The sequence below is a fragment of the Paraburkholderia sp. BL23I1N1 genome (assembly GCF_003610295.1).
Taxonomy (GTDB): Bacteria; Pseudomonadota; Gammaproteobacteria; order Burkholderiales; family Burkholderiaceae; genus Paraburkholderia.
This window is the reverse complement of record NZ_RAPV01000004.1, coordinates 111,512-131,051: the sequence shown is the minus strand read 5'-3', so window position 1 is coordinate 131,051 and position 19,540 is coordinate 111,512. Positions and strand designations below refer to the sequence as shown.

Annotated in this window: 13 protein-coding genes and 2 pseudogenes; 9 read left to right on the top strand and 6 right to left on the bottom strand. The window is 58.9% G+C overall.

The window, feature by feature from the left end:
* Positions 1-61: 61 nt before the first annotated feature.
* Positions 62-1,426 carry a DUF1329 domain-containing protein gene (locus tag B0G76_RS41775; RefSeq protein WP_120298549.1) on the bottom strand — a complete coding sequence of 455 codons (1,365 nt, stop codon included), beginning with the start codon at positions 1,424-1,426 and terminating at the stop codon, positions 62-64.
* A gap of 1,652 nt (positions 1,427-3,078) precedes the next feature.
* Here B0G76_RS41775 and B0G76_RS41770 point away from each other — a divergent pair.
* A pseudogene (locus tag B0G76_RS41770) lies at positions 3,079-3,222 on the top strand (IS3 family transposase); the annotation flags it as partial.
* A gap of 164 nt (positions 3,223-3,386) precedes the next feature.
* On the opposite strand, the gene B0G76_RS41765 reads toward B0G76_RS41770, so the two are convergent.
* From B0G76_RS41765 to B0G76_RS41755, 3 genes are all read right to left on the bottom strand, one after another.
* Positions 3,387-4,121 (bottom strand): SDR family oxidoreductase, encoded by a 735-nt coding sequence (locus B0G76_RS41765; RefSeq protein WP_259461002.1) that lies wholly within the window; start codon positions 4,119-4,121, stop codon positions 3,387-3,389.
* Between the two features lie 134 nt (positions 4,122-4,255).
* Complete coding sequence (locus B0G76_RS41760) at positions 4,256-4,939, bottom strand: nitroreductase (RefSeq protein ID WP_120298548.1); 684 nt, start codon at positions 4,937-4,939, stop codon at positions 4,256-4,258.
* Between the two features lie 26 nt (positions 4,940-4,965).
* The gene (locus B0G76_RS41755) at positions 4,966-6,654 is read right to left on the bottom strand and encodes an AMP-binding protein (RefSeq protein ID WP_120298547.1); all 1,689 of its coding nucleotides are present in this window, start codon (positions 6,652-6,654) and stop codon (positions 4,966-4,968) included.
* Between the two features lie 281 nt (positions 6,655-6,935).
* On the opposite strand from B0G76_RS41755, the gene B0G76_RS41750 reads away from it, so the two are divergent.
* From B0G76_RS41750 to B0G76_RS41740, 3 genes and pseudogenes are all read left to right on the top strand, one after another.
* Entirely contained in the window at positions 6,936-7,616 is a 681-nt protein-coding gene (locus B0G76_RS41750) for a TetR/AcrR family transcriptional regulator (protein WP_120298546.1), read from the top strand.
* Positions 7,617-8,330: 714 nt separating this feature from the next.
* A complete protein-coding gene (locus B0G76_RS41745) occupies positions 8,331-10,019 on the top strand; it encodes a tannase/feruloyl esterase family alpha/beta hydrolase (RefSeq protein ID WP_120298545.1) in 1,689 nt (562 codons plus the stop codon).
* A 46-nt stretch (positions 10,020-10,065) separates the two neighbouring features.
* Positions 10,066-10,247, top strand: a pseudogene (locus B0G76_RS41740) (IS6 family transposase); the annotation flags it as partial.
* A 682-nt stretch (positions 10,248-10,929) separates the two neighbouring features.
* On the opposite strand, the gene B0G76_RS41735 reads toward B0G76_RS41740, so the two are convergent.
* Positions 10,930-11,979 carry a porin gene (locus B0G76_RS41735; protein WP_120298544.1) on the bottom strand — a complete coding sequence of 350 codons (1,050 nt, stop codon included), beginning with the start codon at positions 11,977-11,979 and terminating at the stop codon, positions 10,930-10,932.
* 378 nt (positions 11,980-12,357) lie between these two features.
* The gene (locus B0G76_RS41730) at positions 12,358-13,044 is read right to left on the bottom strand and encodes a TetR/AcrR family transcriptional regulator (RefSeq protein WP_259461001.1); all 687 of its coding nucleotides are present in this window, start codon (positions 13,042-13,044) and stop codon (positions 12,358-12,360) included.
* Between the two features lie 415 nt (positions 13,045-13,459).
* On the opposite strand from B0G76_RS41730, the gene purU reads away from it, so the two are divergent.
* From purU to B0G76_RS41705, 5 genes are read left to right on the top strand one after another with little or no spacing between them, the layout of a single operon-like run.
* The gene (gene purU, locus B0G76_RS41725; RefSeq protein WP_120298659.1) at positions 13,460-14,332 is read left to right on the top strand and encodes a formyltetrahydrofolate deformylase; all 873 of its coding nucleotides are present in this window, start codon (positions 13,460-13,462) and stop codon (positions 14,330-14,332) included.
* A 36-nt stretch (positions 14,333-14,368) separates the two neighbouring features.
* Entirely contained in the window at positions 14,369-15,619 is a 1,251-nt protein-coding gene (locus B0G76_RS41720) for a sarcosine oxidase subunit beta family protein (protein WP_120298542.1), read from the top strand.
* Positions 15,620-15,631: 12 nt separating this feature from the next.
* Positions 15,632-15,943, top strand: coding sequence for a sarcosine oxidase subunit delta (locus B0G76_RS41715; RefSeq protein WP_106286184.1), 312 nt, complete (start codon positions 15,632-15,634; stop codon positions 15,941-15,943).
* On the top strand, positions 15,930-18,929 hold the full coding sequence (locus tag B0G76_RS41710; protein WP_120298541.1) for a sarcosine oxidase subunit alpha family protein: 3,000 nt from the start codon (positions 15,930-15,932) through the stop codon (positions 18,927-18,929). Before B0G76_RS41715 ends, B0G76_RS41710 begins: the two co-directional genes overlap by 14 nt.
* A complete protein-coding gene (locus B0G76_RS41705; RefSeq protein ID WP_120298540.1) occupies positions 18,922-19,515 on the top strand; it encodes a sarcosine oxidase subunit gamma in 594 nt (197 codons plus the stop codon). The genes B0G76_RS41710 and B0G76_RS41705 overlap by 8 nt, the downstream gene beginning before the upstream one ends.
* The last annotated feature ends 25 nt before the right edge of the window (positions 19,516-19,540 follow it).

Here is a 19,540-nt window from a genome sequence, read left to right as displayed (position 1 = left end):
CGTGCGCGCCGACGCGCGTATCGGGCGCGTCGACTCACTTTTTTAATTAACGCAACGACTTTCAGCGCTCGCTGACTGACCGCAGCGATTCCGCGGTGTAGAAGCTCGCCTTGAAACGTGGATCGTTGATCTGCTGATACCAGTGAAGGTCTTTACCTTGACCCGTGGTGGATGAATCGAATACGTAACGCCCATCGATCAAGTCGTATTGCACCATCGGTTGGTTATCGCAGGCGCCACCCAATTCCCACACAGGGATCGGGTAGCTTTCACGTACCTTCCACAGCTTGCCTTGCGCGTCGTAGTCCTCACCGACGAGCGCCAACCAGCTGTCCTCGTCCAGATAGAAGACTTTTTTCGAATCGACGTGGCGGGCGCTCGGCTTGAGCGTCGCTTCGACGACCCAGACGCGATGCGCTTCGTAGCGCCGATGATCGGCCGCGATACCGTCCAGCGTAGCGACGTCGCGCGGCTTGTCGTTGAATCTGTACATTCCGAAGTCGTTGTAGGGGACAATCATCTCCCGCTTCCCGACGAGCTTCCAGTTAAACCGGTCGATCGAACCCTGGAACATGTTGAATTCATCCATCAGATACTGATTTTCGAAACCGATAATCGGCGCATCGTGCGTATAGGCCGGCATCCGCCTCACGCGACGCTGTCCGGTGAAGTAGTAATATGATTCTGCATCCTTGTCGAAATACTGGCGCTGAACCAACGCCTCGCCCGCCAATGCCGCCGGCGTAACAACCACACCGTACTGCCCCGTATTCAGCTGATCGACTTCCTGCGGCGTCGTCTTGCCAAGCTTTCCTGACGGGAAATACATGGTTTGAGGACCGGTTTCCTCGATCCATTCGCTGCCGCCCGGGCGCGGAGAAGTAGCCGTGTAATCCATCGGCCATTCCATGCCCTCGCCCCGATACCGCGACGTAAAGTTCAAGATCGCCTCGGCGCCGTTCTTCGGCTGCGGAAACGCGACGCCGGGAAAGGTTGCTGTCTGAATCGTCTCGCCATCCGCAGCGAGTTTTGCCGTCGTGAGATTTGCCTTGGAATTTTCGGCTGCGACCTCCGGTAACTGGCATTCGCGGTGTGACGGATAGACGTCCATCCGATAGCCCTTCTTCTGCTTGATCAGCTGGATCTGACCTGTCGAAAGCATATTGGCGTACTTGTCGACATTCGACGCGTCAATCGAATAAAGCGGCTTCTCATCCTTGTGCTTCCAGAAATCCCCGCGGACTTTCCCCCACTCCCAGCCGGGTGCCGGCGACTGCTTTCCTGCATAGGCCGGCACGGCACCGTCCGTGCTCGCTGCGCGTTCAGCGCCCTCGGGCGTGAGATCTTCCGCTGCGACAGCAGTCCCGACCGCGAGCAATACAGCGGCTGCGATAGCGGACACAACTTTAACTCTGCACTTCTTCATCACAATTCTCCTTTCGATTCGTGCTTTACTCGCCCGTCTCCTTGCTGCTCGAGATCACAACGTGTCTCGGTCGGCCTATCAACTCAGGTCATTGGCAACATCTATGCTTAACGTCATTTCAGTTCACAAAACTTCTCTTCGCACGGTTGCTCCGTAGCGTCGAGCGCAACTTCGAAATCGCACGCGGTCATCGTCGACTTCACGTTAATATTTGTAGCGACTTGCCCCCGCACCGATAGACCAAAATTAGATACCTCGCACTACTAATAACATTTTCAAATGCCTGATAGTTGGTTTTCTTTTGCGTCGAGCCACTACCTTTTGACAGCTGAGCAGCGGAGTCTAAAACAATAGGCAAGAGGAAAGTCGGACCTCCGCGACGAAACAAGTGCTTTGATCGAACCGCTGTTATCGCTACCTGACTTCGGTGCGAGTAGAACCAGCGACCGCTTACGGCAACCAATCTTGCAGCGCCTACCGGAGTGCTGTTTGTCTTCAAGACACAATTCCGTTGGGGCGACCTGGCCATCGACATGGGATGCGGTTCCGATACAGCCTGCTGACGACGTCTGCAAGACCGGCGGGCGGCTACAGTCGCGCCGGTCCGGCTGCATGAGTTGCTGCTCACAACGTCGCCGCAGGCGGTCCGGGAAATTCCCGCTGGACCGGAGAGCGCATTTATGCCTGGTTGCATTACTTCCACTGTCTCCACCCGTCCGAACGTCGCGCCGACATCCGTGCACCGTTCTTCGACCTCCGCTTCTGTTCGTTCAACTGGAACGCTCTGCTACGTCCTGAGCAGCTTGATGAACCCGTCTCTAAGTTTTAGTAATCAACCCAGTTGCTACTACAGTAGCAAGCGATCCCTAGCCTTTAGGCGATACTAGGTTCCAACTCAGCGCTGTAACAATATGTCTTTTGCTAACTTCAATTGCAGAAAGCAGAACCTGTCTGTGGTACGTGTGACTACTTCACCGACAGCGCCCCGCCTCCCTCTCATGCAAGTCTTTTCTTAATGAGGTTTCGAGCGGACGAGGCCCTACAACGGCGTCTTGGCGCTATTCTCAGGACAGAGGCGGCGTAGATTGCTCTATCGCCCCAATCTAGTCCTCGCTAACCGATTGCGGCAAACTGCGTTGCACGCACACCGAGAACGACGCGTCGGCTGAACCGCTCAGTGAGATTTCCGGCAGAAATCCCGAAGAGCAGCAACATCGGTCCAATCGCAAAATCCAGAATCGCTACTCCCGTGTCCAATAAGTTCGAACGCATACCGAATTGGTTGCAGAAGCGTCGAGGAAGTTGAACGATCAGGAACAATAAGTCCGAAGATCGCGGTAGCGGCCACCGACGTCGTCCATACCTGCGCGCCAACCCTCGTTGGTATAGCACGTGAGGGCGGCGCTCCAGCCTCTCGATGCGGAACAGGGTTAATCGATTTTCTCCTCGAAGGACTAATTTTTGACTCTTTGGCCTATTTTTATGCCGCGCTTGCACCAAAGTCAATGCGTCAAAATAAGTTTTCGACTCAAGGGTCAAATTCTCATACGATTGAACTGCCCCGGATTTGGTGGAGGCTCCAACTCTTGAGAAAATGGGGCCATAACAAGTCGAACAAATTTTCTGCTGAAGTCCGGGAAAGTGCAGGGCGCATGGTGGAAGAGCATCGGGGCGAGTATCCGTCACAGTGGGCAGCGATCGAATCCATCGCCCCCAAGATCGGCTGCACGAGCCAGATATTGCTGGGGTGGCTCAAACGAGATGAGGTCGATAACCGCGAGCGCGATGGCGTGACACGTCGGAACGCGAACGTCGAGTTCAAGTAGGCACCTCGCGGTGTGTTGCCGTTCAAAGGCTCGTCCAGCAAGGATGTGTCAAGGGGCTGTTGCTTTTGAAATTCCCGGGGTGTTGCGTTTCAACGATCCGCCTCAATGCCTCTTGCCGGACCCATGCCCGATCGTCACGTGGCACACGAAAGGAGCAGTTCAGCCGGGCGGGTCGCGTCGGAACATTGATCGAGGAAACATGTGGAGAAGCCGGGCCAATGCCGGCGTGGGTCTAGATGGCGCTTTTTATAGCGCCCCCGTCGGCCCGCAACGCAGCTCCCGTCGTGGCCGGCAAAAGCGGGCTGACGATATAGGCCACGAGCGGCGCGATTTGCGGAGGCGAACCAAATCGCTTGATGAGCGATGTGGGGCGGATCTTCTTGAAGAACCCCTTTTTTTAGCGCTTCAAACGATTTGCCGTTTGCCTTTGCAAGGGTCTCCACGAACTCACCCACTCCCCGCGATTTCGTTGGACCCGGCAGCACGCTATTGACTGTAATGCTCGTGCCGGCAACGGCTTCAGTGAGCCCGCCCGAGACCACCAGCGGCGCGGGTTTCGTCATCCCGTAGTGGATCACTTCAGCTGGAATCTGCACCGCGCTTTCGCTCGAAATGAAAATGATGCGCCCCCAGTTTGCCTGCCTCATCGCACGCAAAAACAGGCGGGCTAGGCGTACCCCACTCAAGACATTGACGTCGAAGAACCGATGCCGGGCCGCGTCGGGGATCTCTTCAAACGGCTTGGGCTCGGAGATGCCCAGGTTGTTGACCAGAATTTCCACGTCCGGATAGCGTCGCGCTAGCTCTTCTGCTGAAGCGGCCGCACTGAGATCGCCGGCAAAATCCTGCTGCCCGACCAGGTCGTCCATAGATGACCGGGAGCGACGTCTACGATCACACGAGCGCCTTCGTGCGCCAAGGTGCTGGCGGGTAGCAATTACATGCGGCAACAGCCGCAGCTTGGTAGCAGAAATCCTGAGTCAATGCGCCCGCAGGCCATGTGTCAGTTCCTGTGGTATGTCGTGAATTCGGCGGCAGGAACGCGTTCCGTTCGCAGTCTGTTTTCATTGGCCGAACAGTCCTCGTAGCCGAGGGCCATGCCCGAAAGCAGGATCTGCTCCTCTGCGATACCGAGGACCCTGTGGACAATGCTGCCGTACTCGCACCATGCCTGCTGTGGGCATGAAGCGAGTCCGATGGATTGCGCCGCAATCATGACGTTTTGCATGAACATACCGCTATCAAGCCAGGAGCCGGCAAGAAGGTATCGATCCATCGTGAAAAACAGACCGACTGGCGCACCGAAAAAGGCGAAATTCCTAAGCATCGCTTCTTTCCTGGCTGCACGATCGCCTTGGTCGATGCCGTAAAGTCCGTAGAGATCGAGGCCCACCTTGCGCCGACGTGCAAGGTGGATGTCCTTCAATGTTTCGGGCATGTACGCATACTCATCACAACGCTTGCCTTCCCGAGCTGCGGCAGTCACAGCATTGGAGAGTCGGGTCTTCGCGTTACCTGTCACTACATGCACATGCCACGGCTGGATATTGGTGCCGGATGGTGCCCTGGCGGCCAGGTTAAGGATGGCTTCCACGTCCGCGTCAGCAACACTCGTGTCGAGGAATCTCCTAACGGAGCGACGTCGCGCGATTGCGTCGGCTGCATTAAACGAGGGCGCTGCATTCATCGTCGCTATATACCGTGCTGGGATTGTCAGACCAGCGTCGTACCGGACCGAGCGTCTGCGATCTCCTTCTTGCGTGCCTCGCGCAATACAAATCGCTGGACCTTCCCGCTCGGTGTTTTTGGGAGTTGGTCTACAAAATGAACGCGGCGAGGATAGGCGTGAGCTGCATAGTGCGTCTTTACCCATTGCTGGATTTCCGCCTCAATGACAGGCGCCGGCGTGTACGAATGGCGCAGGACGACATAAACCTCGAGGACTTCTCCCCGAACCTTGTCAGGTACCGCGATCACGGCGCACTCTCCAACGGCCGGATGCGCCGCAATGACGGACTCCACTTCAAACGGACCAATCCGATATCCCGCCATGATGATGACGTCGTCCTCGCGCGAGGAGAAGAAAAAGTAGCCGTCCTCGTCTGCACGGCCCAGGTCGCCCGACAGGTACCATTTGCCATCGCCGGTGAACTTCTCGGCGCTCTTCGAAGGGTCTTTTTCATAACCTCGAAACCATGCCAGGGGACTATCCTCCACGACGAAGGCAACGCGGCCGACCTCACCAGTTGCAATCTCGGTGTCTTCATCCCGGTCAAGCACAACCGCCTTCCACCCTGGAAGTGGAATGCCCATGGACCCCTCCTTGACCGGGCCAGCCAGGCGTTCGTCATGATGGTTATTGATGAGCATGCCTGCCTCCGTCTGCCCGTAATGATCGAAGACCTGCACACCAAGTGCACCCACTGCCCATCCGTTCACGTCCGGAGTGAGCGGTTCTCCTGCGCTGGAGGCGCACCGCAATTTCAGGCCAGCGGGCGGTTGATGTTCGGAACAGAGCAGAGACCGGTAGACCGTCGGCGCTGCAGCGAAGTTGGTGACATTCCGCTCGGTAAGGACTCGATAGGTGGTCTGCGCATCAAAACCAGCCTTAAGAAGAACGCTCTGGACGCCGGTGCAAAGCGAACCCAGAATGCCAAAATAGAGCCCGTATGCCCAACCCGGGTCGGCGGCGCACCAATAGACATCGTCGTGCCGCAGGCCTATGCCGAACTCGACATAGGCGTGAAACGATGCAAGCGCGCGGGTTGGAACGACCACGCCCTTTGGGCGACCGGTCGTGCCTGATGTACAGATATGAATGAACGGAGCATCTCCGCCGAGCGCAGCCGGCGTTACCTGCGGACTGTCAGCCTCGACTACTGACTGGAAGCTGCAGAAGAGTCCGTTCGTTATATCCCCGTCTGAACCGCCAATTACAATCACCCGATAGGCCGGGGTTTCCGGAACGTTCTCATCTGGCAGCAGTTTGGATAGCTGCGTTGCGTCGCAAATAACTACCTTCGTGTTGCTGCCCGACAACCGCAGAGCGATGGCAGGGGTGGCAAACGCGGTGAAGAGCGGAACATGTACTGCGCCGATTCTCCAGATACCCATCAAAGCGATAAGGTATTCCCTGCTTTTCCCGGCAAGTGTTGCGACACGATCCCCGGGGCTCACGCCAAGCGATGCGAGTCCCGCAGCGAACGCTTGCGACTCCCGTTTCAGATCGTTGTACGTCAATCGTTCCACCGTGAGGTTTGCGTCGACAATCTCATACGCGACACTTTCAGGATCGTGTCGGTCGCACAGTAACCAGGCAAGGCTCGCGTTCCCATCGCCGTAGGTGCCACGCAGTTCATGTATTCGTTTTGCTGTGTCCGTGTGCGACGCGCTTAGATCCATCTCTATCTCCTGACGTTTGCCCCGACATTCGTGATAGCGGTGTTTGCTATTAAGCGAATCACAATTACAGTTAACGATATGTGTCGGTGGGGAAACTGTCAATTGAACCGGCATCAGTATTAACACCGAGCGAAGACTCCCGCAAAGCCGAAGTCGTTTTCGGGATCGGGCGACCCGTCATGACATAATGCGCAGGCGACTCCCGCCCGTCATAGGGTCGTGCCGCTTTGTCGCGGTCCAACGCCGGAAAGCCCGAGATAGAGAAAAACTGCGGAACTGGAATGCAACACTTAGCTGGCGTGCCGCGCGTGCGCATCCGTCGTCGCGGAGCAGACAAATATCCGTTGATCCTCAAAGCGGCGCGAGGGCTTGTTGCCGAAGCTGGATTCCGCGAAGCTCAGATGTCGTCCATCGCCGACGCGGCAGGGATAGCAATTGGGACTCTGTATCGCTACTTTCCTTCGAAGACCGAGTTGATGGTCGAGATCGTGAAAACAACCGCGCAACGGGAGGTGGACGTTGTGGCTGGAATTGCGATGCGTGACGGCACCGCGCGTGAACGACTTGGCGCTGCAGCGTGGACGTTCGCCTCTAGAGCTTTGCGTGGTCGACGCCTCGCCTACGCATTGGTAGCCGAGCCGGTCGAACCGGATGTCGAAGCAGCCCGTCTGATCTATCACCGTGCATTGTCACGGGTCTTCAAGACCATCATCGAACAGGGAATATCGGCCGGAGAATTCCCCCTCCAAAGCGCGGGATCGTCAGCGGACTGCATCGTCGGCTGTCTGTTTGAGGGCCTGGTGGTACCGCTGACCAATAACCCGCCCAACGATGGTCAGGAGATGACCACTCATGCAACTGCGATCATTAGCTTCTGCCTGCGGGGCGTCTCCGGCAGTCCGTTAGCTTTCGAGCCTGTGGACGATACGATCGCCCTCGTTCCGCGTTCCAGCCGCCCTTAGGCGAACCTGAATCCCGCCGTTCTGCTGGCTTGGCGACGGCGGTCCTCGGGCACGCTCGAGCAACGGTTCGCGACGATCCGCGCGCGCAGTGGAGGCCCGGGGAAGTCAAGCCAGCGCACCGAATGGTCGGTGAGCGCGAAAATGACTGAGCCTCCAGCGAGGTTATCGGGTACGGCAGCCCTAAATAGGCAACCCATACGTGCCCTGCGGTCGGCGCGTCATCGTTTGCGCCTGACGTTCCGCGAGCATATCGCTTCCAGACTCAGTGAAACGAGCCGTCGCACCTGCGTTTTCTCTCTCCTGCTCCCCTCCAAAGGATGCACCCATCGGCCTTGCGTCCGCACCCTGTTTCTTTGCGGCTCGCCGTTAAACAGATCCCTCCGGACATCAGGCGAGTTCAGCGCGGACGCAATCAAATAGCGCATCCTCGCTCGATGTGGACCGAAACCCCGCTGAATCTCTCCCATGCAGGCGGATGACTCATATTCTGGCGCGTCCGTGCGTATCAGAAGCAGAAAGTCGGTGGCCAGTCACGGGTTTGCCCCAACTCGGATTTTCTTGACACTTAACGAGTCGCCTCGTACCTTAAATGAACGCAGGCTCGCTTAAGAGCGTGAAATGACTGACACTGCTTCTGCATTCACTGGCTCGAACAGGCGAAAAATTAATAAACCCGTGGCAGGAAGTCACGGTTAGAACTATTTGGAGACGTGAATGAAAACTCGGTTAGGAATCGACCGTACCTGGGCGATTGTTAGTGCCCTGGCAGTGGTATCAGCTGTGATTACAGCGGGCTGCGGCGGCGGCAATGACTCCAGCTTGGCTAGCACGGCTGTAAAAACGCCCGCATCGATGTGCAGTGAGTTGGCTGGCATGACCGTTCCACCGGCCTCGATCGGGTTGCCCACGACCGGAGCGACCATCTCGTCCGCGACATTCGTATCAGCAACGGCCTCCGGTAATACGAGCGGCGAGTACTGCAAAGTGCTCGGCAATATACATCCGGTGGATTTCCAGGCGCCCGATATTCGCGTGGAGATCGACCTGCCGACCAACTTTAACGGCAAGTCCGTTCACTTCGGAGGCGGGGGCTTTGACGGGTCCATTCCGGCTACAGCGGGCGCGCCCGTCGATGGGTTCTCGCGCTCAGCCGAACCCGCAGGTGTTACAACCCCATTGCGCAGAGGTTATGTGACTTTCGGGAGCGACGGTGGCCACGTCGGAAACTCCTTCGATGGTTCCTTTGCAGCAAATGATGAGGCACTCGCCAACTACTCCGTGGACCACATTAAGAAAACGCACGACTTTGCAGCCTACGTCGCGAAGGCACGGTACGGCTCGGCGTTTGCCCATAGTTATTTCATCGGGGGATCAGGCGGCGGCCGCCAGGCTCTGATCGCTGCGCAGCGGTTTCCAATGGACTACGACGGCATTATTGCGACGTACCCCGCGTCCGGAATCACGGGACTATGGCTTCAGATGGGCAGAATTTCCAAAGCATTCCTGTCCCCGGGCGGATACGTCAACGCTGCCAAGGGGGCGGTACTTCGGGCAGCGGTCATGAAGCAGTGTGATGCGCTGGACGGCGCCACCGATGGTCTGATCAGTAACCCGTCAGCTTGCGTCTTTGACCCGAAGATCATCCGCTGCCCGGGCGGAGCCGATACCGGTGACGCCTGCCTGTCCGACACGCAGATTGCTACGGTGACGACTGCCGGAACACCCTTAAGCACCAGTTTTGATCTGGCAAACGGAATCCGGTCTTTCCCGGCATACAACGTCTTCTCCGGGTCGGACTTCTGGTCCAGCGGTGCATGGGGCGCCTCGGCTGCCGATGCCACGATCGAACCCGGCGTGAACGGCAAAACTTCTTTTTTCTATACGTTCTCTAACGATATGCTCAGGTTTGCAATTGCTCGCGATCCTAGCTTGAGCATTCTCGGGTTCGACCCTGCGGATCCTGGGCCACTGACAGCACGTGTCCAGGCCATAAGTGCGCTCATGGATAGCACGAGCACTGACTTGACACAATTTCAAAGTCGCGGCGGCAAGATAATTCTGCAGCACGGGCAAGCCGATCAGTTCATTCCGGCTCAGCTGACGATTGATTACTATAACCGCCTGGTATCGCGGTTCGGTCAGGGTCCGCTCAGTCAGTTTCTTAAGTTCTACCTGGTACCAGGAGCGGCGCACGGTTCCGGCGGCCAGTTCAACGGTTCGTACGACGGTCTGACCGCCCTGGACAACTGGGTCACGAACGGGACGGAGCCGCGCAATCTGACGATTACCGACCTTAGCCCGCCATCTGCCGGACGTACTCGGCCAATGTGCGAGTATCCGCAGTGGCCAAAGTACGTCGGCGGCGACCAGAACCTTGCATCCAGTTTCATTTGCTCAAACTAGTGCGGTCGTCAATGTGACCTCGACCCATGGGTCCGAGCGGTTACCCGACCAAGACCATCGAGCGATCAAGCGTCGCCGCGACCCATGCTGGGGCTCAAGAATTTTCGCTGCGCCCGCATTCTTCTGGGCGCCATCAAGGTCATGCATATGATCAAGAAAGGGCAGATGAAAGGCGCCGGAGAACGCCGTGCTTCTGCTGCCCAGCAGTTCCACTTGCTTGCAACTTAAGAAATACCAGGCATTGCGCTTTCGTCCATCTCGATTCCCTTATCGGAACAAAACCCTTTGGGCTGTCGGCTGAGATTCGACAGGCGATGCTAGAGACACTCCTGACCGGTGGAAGTCTGGACGGAATCGTCTACGTTATTGGACACTACGCGTGCGCCGAGGCATCGATCTTGACGGACGACCTCCAATCGTTGACCGGCACCGCGGTCAGTTCAACGATCGCGTCGGTATTCCCTGCGAGGGGGAAGCACATCCACGAATCGCATGAATCCCATCAAATCGTCACGCCTCTCTCGGGGGGCGACGGATCCGGCCGCAACCGATCCTCGTATCAGGCGAAAATGTTGGCTGGGTCTGCGGAGTGCCCACCGCGCCACCGCGTGACTTTGCCACATGGCCCTCAGCGCATGTGCCGTCGCTTGTGCTCTCAGTTACCTTGAAAATCGCGCCGCCATGCAGGCTAGGGCCGAAGTAGGCGGCGAGATATTATGGGACTTGCTGGAAGGGTCGCCGAACGTAAGATTGACCGAGATTGGACGCACGAAAGGTCTACGCCGGACACCGAAGCAGAATGGGATAACAGCATGATTCGACAGACGCAGCACGTTTCTCACGAGATTCCAATGCGCTCCCTAGTTCCGGAAACCAGGTGCAACGAACTGCTCCTGTTGAAAGCATGGCGCTAGAACTTATGGCGCAGACCTACGCGCGCCGCAACCTGAGTCGACGTGCTCGATACTGACCCATAGCCGGCTTGAACCTGAGCACCATATCCGTAATCGTGGCCAAGCGCGCCAACGAGATAGACGTCCGTCTGTTTTGAAAGAAAATAGTCCGCGCTCAACGTCAATTGATTCGCGCTTCCCACGTCGTTATTCCGCTTCTGGAACTGATAGCCGGCAGCGAGCGAGAGATCGGGTCGCAGCGTATAGGCCGCGCCTCCTTCGAACGTCGTCGCTCGCTGCTTTGCTCCGCTGGAAAGTTGAACGTCGGTGACGAGCCCGAATATTCGAACTTTGCCGATCATATACGCGGCGCCCCCAGCGTATTCCACCGAATTTTCCGAGGTCGTAACATTGTGAATCGCCATGTATGCCAGTGTTGCGCTGAACGGCCCATGATCGTAGCTGACAGAGAAATTGGTGCTGCTGTTGGTCCCTAACGAGCCGGCGATATTGCCAAAGCCGTACATCGCACCAAATGAAAATCCACCAAAATTCGGCGACATGTACTTGACCGAATTGTCGACTTCGTCGCCCCACACGCGGTTGTCGAGCGTGTATCCGCCCGCCGCGTTGGTTGGCAGGCTCCACGCAAGCAATCCGGCAGGCGTATTCGATGCCACGGCATAGGCCGGGAAAATCCAGCCGATCAGGTCGTACTGGCGTCCCATGGTCAGCGCGCCCCACGGTCCTGACAAGCCGACGTAGGACTGAAGCCCGAACATGCGGCCACCTTGCCCGAGCTTGCCGTTGGCGAGCACGAATCCGTTTTCGAGCACAAAGTCCAGCCTGGTTCCCCCGCCGAGATCCTCGGCTCCTTTCAGTCCCCAGCGGTCTCCTTGCGATGAGCCGGAGATAAACTGCAGCGCGCTGCCGTTTCCTGCGGAACCGGTCAGGTTGTTGGTGTAGGTAATGCCTGCATCGATCAAACCGTAGAGCGTCACCGATGATTGCGCATGGGCCACCCCACAGAAAACAAGAGCGCAAGCCAAAGCGATTTTCTTACTCATATGTAATCCTTATTATTGAATCAAGACCAGGGCTTTTGCTACGACAATCCATTGCGTCAGGCATCCGGATTCTTCGGTCATGTCCCTGCGGAATAACCAGCCTGACAAGGGTGATTCGAGTCAATTCCGGATTCCAGGACTAACCCGCCCCTCCCCCATCAAGCGGATATTGTTCGCCGGCTGTTAGACGTCGCGATGACCTAACCGGCCTGCGGTCGGACATGACGTCCGCTCAGCCCGCAAGCGAATTAGAGTTAGCCAAAACAAATGGGGCAATCGAAAAAAGCGAATGCCTTGCATCAGTTTTTGCATGCCACGCCCCGACGGCGAGCCCGTCATTTTGTCTGGCAAAAGTATCGGCGCCGCTGACCTGCGGCTTCAGGCGGCGGGCTTTCGCGACTTGCGCGCGGGCTTCGGGGCAGTCGCGCACCCAGATTTTGCAGGCGTGCCGGCCTGAATAATCATCCAGCTCAGCATTTGCAGTTGACCGTCGATTTCTTCAGTCGACACCGTAAATACGTTCAGCACGCCCATTCCGCGCAAGCTCGCGAATACGAGGCCGGCACAATGGCGCGGATCCGGACAGGAAGCCACGATTTCGGGGAAATGCTCGACGAAACGGTCGAAAAATACCGGGTCGTTGCGTGCGCGGCCGGCCCCGATGCGGGCGAACAGTTCCGGCGAAGCTTTGCAGCCAAAGAACAGGCTCCACGCAGCGACGTAGCTGGGAGCGCCGTACATGGAATGCCATGCCGCCTGTACGAATGCCTTTGCCCGCTCTTCCAGAGGAAGCGCCGGCAAAGGCCACACGCTGCTGTCGTCGGAAAGGGGCGCCATTACCTCATCGATAAGACGCTCCATCAGTGCCTGGCGGCTGCCGAAGTGATGCTGCAACGCACCGAGTGTCACCCGGGCTCCGCGAGCAATATCCTGCAGATTGGCGCCCTGAATCCCCTTCTTTTCCAGCAACCGGAGCGCTGACCGGATGATCCGGCTTTGCGTGGCATGACTACGCTCTTCCTGCGTTCTACGCGAAGACGCCGATCGGGATGCAAGTGTTGGCACGCTGTGTTTCCTGGGCTCGGATTGCGATCCGCCCATTCTACCTTGCCATCAGGACCATGTAACACCGCGCCAAACCTCGCGCCAGGAAAGGCGCCGACACAATCCATGAACAAGTAACATTAAATTTTTATTGTTTTATTCAAGGCACGATGCCTATACTGCGAGCCATACGCAGAGTCAGAGACATTGCGGTGTGGCTGCGAGAAGTCGACCGATGCCGTCCGCAGCAAAACGGTATCGGTCGCTGCCGCTCGCTAACTAACAATAACTTTTTATTGTTAGTTGCCACCGGTCTTGCAGCGCGCCGGTTGTCCAGCACGTCCCTGTCACTGCCAGGAAGCGCCGCTCCCTTGGGATCAATGCGGCTCATCAATCATCGCAGCCCATGTGCATGGCACCAGGCAGGACCGCAATCATGACCAATGCAAACGACGCATCTTCCGTGCAGTACCTGTTTACCTTCCGATGCCCGGACCGGCTCGGCATCCTCTCGAAGGTTTCGGGTTTGCTTTTCGAGCAAGGCGCCTTCGTCACCGAGTCATTCCATTACGGTGATCCGCAAACCGGGACTTTCTTTGCCCGGATGGTGTTCAACGACCAGTTGCTGAAATCCTCGATCGACCATTTGAATGATGCATTGACTGAACTCGCGTCGGACCTGGACATGAGCTTCGCAATCCGGCGCGCGGATTACCGGCCGAAAGTGCTCATCGCCGTGTCACGATACGATCATTGCCTGAACCTGCTACTCACAAAGTGGCGGGCGGGCGCACTCAAGGTTGAAATTGTCGGGGTTGTCTCGAACCACGACGATTGTCGTGGCCTTGTCCAATGGTATGGCATCCCCTTCCATCATCTTCCGGTCACGCCGGCGACCAAGGCGGAGCAGGAAGCGAAAATTCTCGAGCTTTTCGACGAAAAGTATGCGGAGTTGCTGGTACTCGCCCGCTACATGCAGATCCTGTCCGACGGCATGAGCCGCCGCCTCGCCGGCCGCGCAATCAATATCCATCACTCGTTCCTGCCTGGCTTCAAGGGGGCACGGCCGTATCACCAGGCGCACGAACGCGGCGTCAAGGTAATCGGCGCCACGGCACACTATGTGACTGAAGACCTCGACGAAGGCCCCATTATCGCGCAGGAAGTCAAGCCGATCGACCACGCCTATACGGCAGAAAACATGGTGCTCGTTGGCCAGGACACGGAGGCGGTGGCGCTCGCCAGCGCGGTGCGTCTGTTCAGCGAAGGCCGCATCTTTCTGAACGGCAATCGTACTGTGATTCTGTAAGCGACGCCGTCCGGCGTCACGCTCCTGAGGTATTGCGTGGAAAAATATTCATTCTGGGCTATCGCCAAACATGCGCTGTCAGGGCATCGCAAATGGGCACCGGCGTGGCACACCCGGCCGCCCAAGGCGCACTACGATGTGGTGATCATCGGTGGCGGCGGCCAAGGTCTTGCCACGGCCTATTACCTCGCCAAAAAGCATGGCATTACGAATGTCGCCATCCTCGAAAAGGGCTGGCTCGGCGGCGGCAATACGGGGCGCAACACCACGGCGATCCGCTCGAACTACTTTTATCCCGAAAGCACCAATTTTTTCGAGCATTCACTGCGCCTCTACGAAGGCCTGAGCCGTGAACTGAACTACAACGTGATGCTAAGCCAGCGTGGCGCGCTGACGCTTGCTCACAGTCCTCATCAGATGGACATGCTGGAGCGCTGGTCGAATTCGATCCAGTTGCAGGGCATCGACGCGCAGATGATGGATATCGGCCAGGTCAAGGACTTCATGCCCTTGCTCGACACCAGCGCTGGCGCCCGCTTACCGATTCTCGGCGGATTCGTTCAGCGCCGAGCCGGCGTAGCGCGCCATGATGCTGTCGCGTGGGGTTATGCGCGTGCGGCCGACGCGCTCGGCGTGGACATCGTGCAGAACTGCGAGGTGACGGGGATCGTCCGTTCCGGCAACCGGGTGCGCGGCGTCGAGACGAAAAGTGGTGTGATCACGGCGGACAAAGTAGCCATCGCAGTAGCCGGTCATTCTTCGCTGCTCGCGAGAATGGCCGGCATGACGCTCCCGATCACCAGCGGTGTGCTGCAGGCCATGGTCAGTGAGCCGGTCAAGCCAGCACTGGGCGGACTGGTGGTGTCGCCGGTCGTTCACACCTATGTGAGCCAGTCGGATCGCGGCGAAATCCTGATCGGCGGGCGCGCCGACAGCTACCCCTCGTATGGCCAGCGCGGCAATCTCCCCGCCCTGGAGGATACGCTGAGCGCGGTGCTGAACCTCTTTCCCTCATTCAGCCGCCTCAAGCTGATGCGCCAGTGGGCCGGCATTGTCGACATTTCTCCGGATTCGAGTCCCATCGTCGGCAAGACACCGGTGAGCGGCCTTTACATCAGCACGGGCTGGGGCACTGGCGGCTTCAAGGCGATTCCGGCCGGTGGCGACACCTTCGCTTACACCATCGCGAACGATCGCCCCCACCACCTGATCGCACCATTCGGACTCGATCGCTTTGCCAGCGGCCGCTTCATCAACGAAGCGGCCGCAGCCGGCGTCGACCATTGAAGGGAGAGACGCATGTTACGCATTCCGTGTCCCTACTGCGGCACTACCCGCGACGAGGAAGAGTTCACCTTTGGCGGTCCGTTCGATCGCACGCGTCCGGCTGATCCGCAGCAATTGAGTGATGAAGACTGGGCCGACTATCTGTTCACGCGCGACAACGTGCGCGGCCCGGCGCCCGAGCGCTGGCGGCATACGTTCGGTTGCCGCCGCTGGTTCGGCATCGAGCGCGATACCGCCAGTCACAAGATCACACGCGTCCTGCCGATAGCGCGCGCCAGTGCCAAGGACACGACTTTGCAGGGAGGCATTCATGAAGCAGCGTAAGCGCATTGCGCCGTACGATGCGCCCGCGGGAGTCGCGCGCAAGCCACTGGGATTTACGTTCGACGGACGTCACTACGTCGGCCTTGAAGGCGACACCCTGGCTTCCGCGTTACTGGCTAACGGAATCGACATCGTGGGCCGCAGTTTCAAACTGCACCGGCCGCGCGGCGTCTTCAGCGCAGGCGTCGAGGAATGCAACGCACTGGTGCAACTCGAAGCGGGCGGCCTGGACGAACCTAACGCGCGTGCCACCCTGGTCATGCTTTATGAAGGCCTGCGCGCCACCAGCCAGAACGCGTGGCCTTCAGTTCGCTGGGATCTGCTCGGCTTGCTCGATTTGTTTCAACGGGTCTTGCCGGCTTCGTTCTATTACAAGTCGATGATCTGGCCGAACTGGCATATGTATGAGCGTGTGGTACGCAGAATCGCAGGGCTCGGCAGGGCCCCGACCTCCCGCGATGCGCAAACCTATCAGAAGCGCAATCTCCACTGCGATGTGCTGATCTGCGGCGGCGGCCCGGCTGGCCTTTCGGCTGCGCTCGCGGCCGGGCAACGCGGCGTACGCGTGGTGCTAGTCGACGATCGAGATGCACCCGGCGGCGCGCTCCTGCACGAGCAGATGCGGATCAACGGTGAATCGGCAGGCCGTTGGGTTGAACGGGTCGTGGAGCAACTGCGGGCACTACCGAACGTACAACTGTTGACTCGCACCACGGTCAGCGGCTATTACGAAAACAATTTTCTGGCTGCCGCAGAGCGCATTGCCGCTCCCGTGCGGGCGCAAGATCGCACTGGCACGCTGCGTGAGCGCCTGTGGCGGATCCGCGCCTCAGCGGTCATTCTCGCCACAGGCGCCCTTGAACGGCCACTCGTCTTTCCGAACAATGACCGCCCCGGCGTGATGCTCGCGGCAGCGGTACGGGCCTATGTGAACCGCTTCGGCGTTGTGTGCGGTCAGCGCGTGGTGATCGTGACGAACCATGACGACGCATATCGCACCGCGATCGATCTGCACGAAGCCGGCGTGCGCGAACTTTCGGTCGTCGATACGCGGGCGAACGTCGACGAGAAGCTGCAGCAGTGTCTTCACGAGCGAGGCATCGCTCACTATCCGGCACATGGCATCGTCGCCACTCAAGGCCGTCGCAAGATCACAGCTGTACGACTCGCACGACACCTCGGTGGCGGGCAGCTGGGCGCCGCCATCGTCACCCTTCCCTGCGATCTGCTCGCGATGTCGGGTGGCTGGACCCCGACCGTGCATCTTTTCAGCCAGGCCGGCGGCAAGCTGCGCTACGACGAAGCGAATCTGTGCCTCGTGCCGGACGGTTGTGAGCAGCAGGTGCGCGTCGTCGGCGCAGCAAACGGGAAGTTCACACTGGCCGGCTGCCTCGCCGACGGAGCGCGCGCCGGCCGGGAAATGGCAGAGCCGTCCGGCGGCGCCCACGACCTGTCGACCGGCGCGCCTGTCGTCGATACCGGCCTCGACGAGACGTTGCGCATCGAGCCGTACTGGTACACACGCGGCGCCCGCACCGACAAACAGTGGCTCGATTTTCAATACGACGTCAAGGTGTCGGACGTGGAACTCGCGCTTCGCGAGAACTACGTGTCGGTGGAACACGTGAAGCGCTATACGACCGGCGGCATGAGCATCGATCAGGGCAAGTCGGGCAACTTCAATATTCTCGCCGTGATGGCGGAATTGACCGGCAAGCCGATACCGCAGGTCGGCACGACCCGGTTCCGCCCGCCTTATCAGCCTGTCACGCTCGGCACGTTTGCCGGGCCGACCGTCGGCGAACGTTACGCGCCGTGGCAGACGTTGCCCGCCCACGCGTGGCACGCGGCACAGGCGGCGCATTTCGGCGACTACGGCTGGCGCAGACCGGAATACTATCCGCGCGAAGACGAAGGGATTGCCACGGCAACGCTGCGCGAGGTGCTGGCCGTGCGTCACGGCGTCGGACTGTTCGACGGCTCGCCGCTCGGCAAGATCGAACTCAAGGGGCCAGACGCCGCCGCGTTTCTCAACCGCGTCTACGTCAATAATCTGGCAACGCTCAAGCCGGGCTTTGCGCGCTATGCCATGCTGAGCAACGACAACGGCGTCCTCATCGACGACGGTGTTATCGTTCGCCTCGCCGACGATGATTTTCTCGTGCACGCCACGAGCGGCGCGGTCGCACGGGTCTTTCTGCTTTTCGAAGAGTATCTGCAGTGCGAGTGGCCGGAACTTCGCGTACACGTCACCAACGTGACGACGCAATGGGCTAACGTCACCGTCTCGGGTCCCAAGGCGCGCCAGGTGCTGCAGAAGATCGAGTCGGATATCGATTTCGACGCAGACGCCTTCGTGCATATGCAGTTCCGCTCCGGCCATTTTGCAGGTGCGCCCGCCCGCATATTGCGGGCGAGTTTTACCGGCGAGGTCACATTCGAAGTGTCGGTGCCCGCGCGTTACGCGCAGTCCTTGTGGCAATGCATAAGCAACGCGGGCGCCGAGTTTGGCATCACACCCTATGGCATCGAGGCGCTTGAAGTCATGCGTACCGAGAAAGGCTACCTGCATATCGGCAGCGATACCGACGGCAGCTCCAACGCACTCGACATTGGCTGGGGCAAGATCATCGACAAAAAGACCACCGACTTCATTGGGCGCCGCTCGTTGCAACGGGCTGCCGATTGTGGCGACGCGCGCCTCCAGTTCGTGGGGCTCGAATCGCTAGTGCCCGACGTGCCGCTGCCGGTGGGCGGCCATTTTATCGACGAAGCCACGCCGCACATGCCGGTCAAATCCCACGGTTACGTAACTGCCGCCTGCATCAGTCCGATGCTCGGCAAGGCAATCGGGCTCGGCATTCTGCGCAACGGCTCCGCTCGCCTCGGCGAGCAGGTCCACATCTATGCCAAGGGCAAAGTGACGACCGCGCGCGTCGTGCCGCCCGCCCATTTTGATCCGCAGGGAGAGCGTCTGCATGGCTAAGCTCGAAGCAGCAATCTACGTGACACGCCAATGGGCGCCACCTGAGCGGTTTCCCGTCCGCGGCCCGACGCTTTGCGTCGACGAACAGCCGCTTGGCGGCATCGTTCGACTGCAAGGCGATGCTCATGACGCCGATTTCGCCGAGGCCATTGGCGACGCCACGGGTCTGGCGCTGCCCACGCCAGAGCGTTTCGCCACGCGCGGCGAAACCTGTCTTGCCTGGTCCGGACCGACCGAATGGCTCTATTTCTGCCCGCTCGACGATGAACAAGCGCATCTGCGCGCACTGCGCGCAGCATGCGACGGCCGCTTCGCGACGGCCACGCTCATCTCCGACAGCCGCACCGGGTTCCTGGTGAGTGGCGCAGATTCGGCATCGCTGCTTGCCAAAGGCAGCGCAGTCGACTTTTCCTCCGTGGCCTGTCCCATCGGACGCGTGGTGACGACACGCTTCGCCGGTTTGCCGACGATGCTCCTGCATCAGGGCAACAACGACTATCTGGTCTACGTCGATGCCTCTTACGCCGCCTTTCTGGTGCACTGGCTGATCGACGCCGCGTCCGAATTCTTGCCTGGCCAGGCATGACGGTGTAGGTCTGTTATTCGGCCTT

Bases quoted from the DNA above. Each gene is read 5' to 3' on its own strand.
- B0G76_RS41775 (WP_120298549.1), bottom strand. From the start codon at position 1,426: ATGAAGAAGTGCAGAGTTAAAGTTGTGTCCGCTATCGCAGCCGCTGTA.
- B0G76_RS41765 (WP_259461002.1), bottom strand. From the start codon at position 4,121: ATGGACGACCTGGTCGGGCAGCAGGATTTTGCCGGCGATCTCAGTGCG.
- B0G76_RS41760 (WP_120298548.1), bottom strand. From the start codon at position 4,939: ATGAATGCAGCGCCCTCGTTTAATGCAGCCGACGCAATCGCGCGACGT.
- B0G76_RS41755 (WP_120298547.1), bottom strand. From the start codon at position 6,654: ATGGATCTAAGCGCGTCGCACACGGACACAGCAAAACGAATACATGAA.
- B0G76_RS41750 (WP_120298546.1), top strand. From the start codon at position 6,936: ATGCAACACTTAGCTGGCGTGCCGCGCGTGCGCATCCGTCGTCGCGGA.
- B0G76_RS41745 (WP_120298545.1), top strand. From the start codon at position 8,331: ATGAAAACTCGGTTAGGAATCGACCGTACCTGGGCGATTGTTAGTGCC.
- B0G76_RS41735 (WP_120298544.1), bottom strand. From the start codon at position 11,979: ATGAGTAAGAAAATCGCTTTGGCTTGCGCTCTTGTTTTCTGTGGGGTG.
- purU (WP_120298659.1), top strand. From the start codon at position 13,460: ATGACCAATGCAAACGACGCATCTTCCGTGCAGTACCTGTTTACCTTC.
- B0G76_RS41715 (WP_106286184.1), top strand. From the start codon at position 15,632: ATGTTACGCATTCCGTGTCCCTACTGCGGCACTACCCGCGACGAGGAA.
- B0G76_RS41710 (WP_120298541.1), top strand. From the start codon at position 15,930: ATGAAGCAGCGTAAGCGCATTGCGCCGTACGATGCGCCCGCGGGAGTC.
- B0G76_RS41705 (WP_120298540.1), top strand. From the start codon at position 18,922: ATGGCTAAGCTCGAAGCAGCAATCTACGTGACACGCCAATGGGCGCCA.